Consider the following 4,973-nt stretch of genomic DNA (forward strand, 5'->3'; position numbering starts at 1 on the left):
CGATTCCAATAGTTTTAACGTTCATGATAGCAGCGCTCCGTTCAATGAGTGACGATTTATCGTCCCACTGTGGCACAAGAGATGGGAGGCGACCATTCCATTAACAAAGCCCCGGTAACGCAATAAAAAGGGTTTCCTGGCATGAGTTTCAATAACCCGCCGGACTTCCCGAACGACCTCCAGCGGAAAACGCATCCGGTTTGCTAATGAACCACCCCATTCGTCAGTACGCTGGTTAAACCAGGGGGAGAAGAAGTTCTGGATAAGAAAACCATGCGCGCCGTGCAATTCAACACCATCAAAACCGGCCTCAATTGCGCGGCGAGTGGCTTCGCCGAAGTCATGGATCACACCAGAAATTTCGTCATGACCCAACGCCCGGCTGGCTTGTTCCCCGCGATTAAAAGGGCCAGCCGGAGCGGCCAGGGCACTGGCGCTGACGAGCTCTCCATCTGGGATGAGTTCGGGAACCGCTTTATTACCGGCGTGAAACAGTTGCAGGATTGCCAGCGCCCCCCCGCTTTTTGCCGCATCAGCCAGTTTCCTCAGACTCGGGATAAAACGATCATCGTAGGCTGCGAATTCATTGGTGAAACCCACTCCGTTTCTCTGGGGGCAGTTTGGATATCGAAAATTATTGTACGCTAAGGCTATTTTTTGACCTTTCGACTTTAGCTGGCCTCAGCCGACGAAACTTACCGGAAGCCGGTTGCTTATCCAGATATAATCGCCTGTCATATTGATGTGCTCCCAGCCTAACGGCGACAAATGCGACAGCAGTTGCTCGTTGCTCTTCACTCCTTTACGCTTCAGGGCATCGATCGTTCTTTCCATATAGACGGTGTTCCACAGCGAGATAGCTGCCGTCAGTCCGCTGGCGCGATAGCTCTGATTTTCCGGTTTGCGGTCCCTGATTTCCCCCAGTCGGTGCAGGAATACCGCACACGCCAGTGCGTTACGGGCCTCCCCTTTATTCAATCCAGCCTGTACCCGCCGACGAAGTGCCGGATCGCGGAACCAGTCGAGCATAAACAGCTTTCGTTCTATACGGCCAATTTCCCTCAATGCTTTGGCAAGTCCGTTTTGCTTGGGGTAGCTGGCAAGATCGGTGAAAACCACGGTATTTCCGTTCGGAGGCGACGCGAGCAGTGCGCAGCCTGTCTTCTGAATGCCGCTTTGCGGCATGGAGGCGCCAGATGAATTTGAACAAGGCTCCGTCGGTAAGTGGCGCCGTCGCCCGGCGAAGCCGGTTACCGTTTTGAAAGGTTCTGCCTATCCCATCCCTTACCCTGTTAAGCCATACCCGCTAAAAATAACTCAGGAGCTTTTGTGCGCGGTCGGAGTGGTCACGACAAGGCAAGGGCCGTAGTCGTGGCGTATCTCCGCGTTAGCGGGCCGGTAGGGCCGCTTACGAGCGTGTACTCTGAACTCACCGCGTCACCTCTCACAGCGACTAATCCCTTAGTTACAACACCCATCATTAAAAGCGATGGTGTTCCCCGGCCTTCGGCCGGGGGCGGCGGCGCTTTTCAGTGGTGGGGAGGGGCACCTGGCCGGCAAACCGGCGCCGGTTTTATGATGAACTTCCTTTTGAATGCTGTAACTAATGTGGTTCTCCGGCCGGGGCCCGTCGCGGAGCGATGGGAGCTCTCTCTGATGTTGCCGAACCGGCGCGACCGTCAGGTCGCTGCAAGGGCGGGCATTCTCCCGAGCCGGTCCACAGGGCAGGCGATGAACAGGTTATGTGTTTACAGGATTTATTAAAGGATCTTTAAAAGAGGTACAGAGCTGGTGTTTAAAAGGAACCACGCGCCTTGAAAGTCCGACGGCATGTGCTTTGTGCGTATCACGGTTGTAGCCTAATGAAATACTCCCTTGCAGTTATATGTGGATAACAGAAATCGGCCGTCAGAAGTGACGCCGGCGATAACATTTAAGGCCACGTTGACGCCAGGAAGACCGGAATTATGGTGAGGAATGCAGGCCTGAAGATAAGATAATACGTAGTAGCCGGCCAACAGGCGTGCGAAAGCCTCCGGCGCCGGCCGGATTTTTTAAAGAAGGAATGTTATAGGGGGGCAGTGGCCAGCCGCGTGTAGTTGTTTCCGCGCGACAGCAGCATGCGCTCCTGCACACGGCGCTCAACCTCACGCTTCAGCGCTTCTTTATCGCCCCTGAAGCGGCCGGTGGCGTATTCGCGGGTCAGTTGCTGACGCACGCGCGTCTCGATGTCATGACGCTGCCGTGATGCATCCCGCCGTGCAGTATCCCGCTTCCGGCCGTGAGATTTTCGTTCAGCCTGGTAGCTGCGAAAACGCTCACGCACAAACCGCCACGCTTTTGCGATCAGTTCGTCCATCTCCAGCGGTTTCAGTTGCTGTTTTTTGCGCTGCAGGTTTTCCCATTCCACACGGCTGCGGCGCGCGGCCACCACAGCCATTTCTGAAACGTCAAGCGCGGAAAACAGAGCCGGGGTGAAGGTGATATCGGTCGGGATATTACAGCCGATCTGTGGGTCATATTCCGTCTGATAGGTGATCAGCCCCAGCTCGGCCAGGAACTTCAGCGCCCGGGTGGCTCGGGTGATCGACAGGTTGCCGCTCCTGGACTCGGTGGCCAGTCCACATTCGATGGCCATATTGGTAATCGAGCGCTGCACGCGATTGGCCAGCGGATCGTAGTGGAAACACATTGCCTGCAGAAGAGCGTCAATTGCACGCCGGCGCAACAGTGGTGGCATCCGGTGACGCTTACCCAGCGAACGCAAAAACGCCACATGGATGGAAAAATCAAAACGGGACGTGAAGCCTTCGGCTTTCGCCATCAGCTTACGGCAGAACGGCAGGGTCTTTTTCCCTTCACGCGGCGTGAATACCGGATTCGGGTTTTTAACCTGTGAATAGTGATTTTGAAGGAGATCAGTCACCGCTTCCTGCGCTTATGTTGCACAGAAGGAGCGAATGACTCAGAAACTGAGCTTGAAGTTTTCTGAGCATGTACATATACTCCCTGCATAGAGCAACACGTTCTATGCAGTTTATGAAGGCCCCGTTAATCTTTTCCTTCCGCCAAGATTGAAGAAGATTATCGGGGTTTTTGCTTTCTGGTCCCGGGTAGATACCTCATCAGAACCAGTTCCCTGCCACCTTACGGCGTGGCACACCCAAAATTATTCAGACCATCAACAATCTAGCACTCAATATAAACATGATCAAGAATGTGAAGTCTTTACATCTAAAAGACCGCGTTCTGTAAGCTCTCGCTCAAGGAGCCTCTCGATAAACTGGGCTTGTGTCAGACCTTCTTCTTCACAAACCGCTATCATCACGTCCTTTAGTGGGTTTTTAACAAAAACCTTAACTTCTTTATGCGTTTCGCGTTTCCGCGCAATCGCGGCAAGCTGTCTCTCACTGGCAGACATTGGCTTACCTTTCCGGTATGCACGTTTTGCATTCGCAGAGGAAGTTGTTTTATCTGCTGGACGTGACATTTATCGCTCTCCTGACACCTCAGAAATGTCTTCGGAACGGAGGATACTACAGAACTCTCAGATCCTGCAAATCAATAACTTACTTTCAATTTGCAAGAGATCCTTTCTAAGGTTGTCATTTGTATTGGCGTACAAATTTCAACTAAATGAGATGCCCATGTCCTCTTGTAAGAGAGATGGAGAGTAGCCCATCCTGAACTAAAAGTGAGTACCTTCAGGGGCAAGATTTAAGAGGTAAGATACGAGCGACGGGTGGTTCAGGCGCTTTAGCATGGACGTAAGTGAACCGTATTGATGCTCGTTTTATGGCTGAGGTGCGTTAATAAGCCCGTTTCCAGTCCGTTCCCTGCGACCAGCGGGTCGACCAGTGCTGCAGATAGCGTTGAGCAACGACTGGAACATCCCACACGACTAGCACGTTCTCTGAATTGACCCGATCGGCGGAGCGGGTGTAGTTAAAAGACCCGCCTTCAATATTGCGGCCATCAGCAATGATGACTTTGTCATGCATAATTTTGTACTGCGACACTGTGCGAACCGGGATGCCGGCATTGACCAGAAGATTCATGGCCGCCAGACTCGCCTGGTTTTGCTTGCCGGTATTGGCTTTCCAGTCCAGAACCACTTTCACATCGACGCCACGCCGCTTTGCCCTGACAAGCGCGCCGGCGACTTCGGGTGAGGTAAAGGAATAGCCCATCAGCCGGATTTCCTGCTGTGCAGAATTAATAGTCTTCAGGACCAGCTGCAGAGCCGTTCCTTCCGGCGAATATCCCGTCTCGATGCTGTCGGCATACACAACCGGAAAAGGTGCAAACAAAGACAGGCTGATAAGCCCGGACAGACAACATCTGCGGAGCGTACGGTTCATTTTTTTCACAGTATTTCCTTAACGGGTGTTTAAGAAACGCCAGGAGCGGGGGAAACTGGCTTTTCCCCGTTCCCGGGGTTGGACAACGACGCCATGCGGAGGCGTCAGGATTTTGTGGTATGCCGAAGCCAGTAGCAGACGGGTCCGTCGCCGGTATCGTGGACAGAGCCATAAACCATCCATCATGGGGTCAGTTTGGAGACAGGAAAAAATAATGGATATCTAGTAATTATTCTTCAAATCCAGAGTTAAAAATGTGCGGATTCATCACCTGAACCCGCACATTCAATCACGATTTTTTAAAACCTGGCTTACCGTTAGCAGCTCGCCATTCCTTTACGGTTTTAACAATTCCTTTCGCCGAAGAATCTTCGCCTACCTTAGGCTTGAAGATGAGGTTCCAACCAGCAGGATGCTCTGTTAGTTGGGCGAACGAATAAATAGCATCATCGTTCTCTTTGTCAGTTGGAAAATCAGCAGCGATTATTTTACTAACAAAAGGGTAATGACTCCAATTTACTGATAGTGTTTTATGTTCAGATAGTGCCCGATGACTTTGTCATGCAGCTCCACCGATTTTGAGAACGACAGGGACTTCCTGCCCAGCCTTGC

At 52.2% G+C, this 4,973-nt stretch carries 5 protein-coding genes and 4 pseudogenes; all 9 read right to left on the reverse strand.

The window, feature by feature from the left end; genetic code table 11:
• Window positions 1-111: 111 nt before the first annotated feature.
• A pseudogene (locus tag ACLH1I_RS26210) lies at window positions 112-612 on the reverse strand (NADH:flavin oxidoreductase); the annotation flags it as partial.
• A 22-nt stretch (window positions 613-634) separates the two neighbouring features.
• Window positions 635-1,122 (reverse strand): annotated as a pseudogene (locus ACLH1I_RS26215) (Tn3 family transposase); the annotation flags it as partial.
• Window positions 1,123-2,068: 946 nt separating this feature from the next.
• A complete protein-coding gene (gene repA / locus ACLH1I_RS26220) occupies window positions 2,069-2,926 on the reverse strand; it encodes an incFII family plasmid replication initiator RepA (protein ID WP_004099067.1) in 858 nt (285 codons plus the stop codon).
• Window positions 2,919-3,002 carry a RepA leader peptide Tap gene (tap, locus tag ACLH1I_RS26225; protein ID WP_071881518.1) on the reverse strand — a complete coding sequence of 28 codons (84 nt, stop codon included), beginning with the start codon at window positions 3,000-3,002 and terminating at the stop codon, window positions 2,919-2,921. The genes repA and tap overlap by 8 nt, the downstream gene beginning before the upstream one ends.
• A 209-nt stretch (window positions 3,003-3,211) precedes the next feature.
• Window positions 3,212-3,490: a replication regulatory protein RepA gene (locus ACLH1I_RS26230; protein ID WP_004099069.1), complete on the reverse strand. Its 279-nt coding sequence runs from the start codon at window positions 3,488-3,490 to the stop codon at window positions 3,212-3,214.
• 319 nt (window positions 3,491-3,809) lie between these two features.
• Complete coding sequence (locus ACLH1I_RS26235) at window positions 3,810-4,361, reverse strand: phospholipase D family protein (protein ID WP_032722221.1); 552 nt, start codon at window positions 4,359-4,361, stop codon at window positions 3,810-3,812.
• Between the two features lie 104 nt (window positions 4,362-4,465).
• A pseudogene (locus tag ACLH1I_RS26240) lies at window positions 4,466-4,545 on the reverse strand (hypothetical protein); the annotation flags it as partial.
• A 101-nt stretch (window positions 4,546-4,646) separates the two neighbouring features.
• Window positions 4,647-4,848, reverse strand: a pseudogene (locus ACLH1I_RS26245) (bacteriocin immunity protein).
• A gap of 29 nt (window positions 4,849-4,877) precedes the next feature.
• On the reverse strand, window positions 4,878-4,973 hold a 96-nt coding region (locus ACLH1I_RS26250; RefSeq protein WP_000851394.1), incomplete at its 5' end, for an IS1 family transposase.

Origin of the sequence: Klebsiella sp. 1SOBk10mer (assembly GCF_046602535.1) — a bacterium.
Lineage (GTDB): Bacteria > Pseudomonadota > Gammaproteobacteria > Enterobacterales > Enterobacteriaceae > Klebsiella > Klebsiella quasipneumoniae.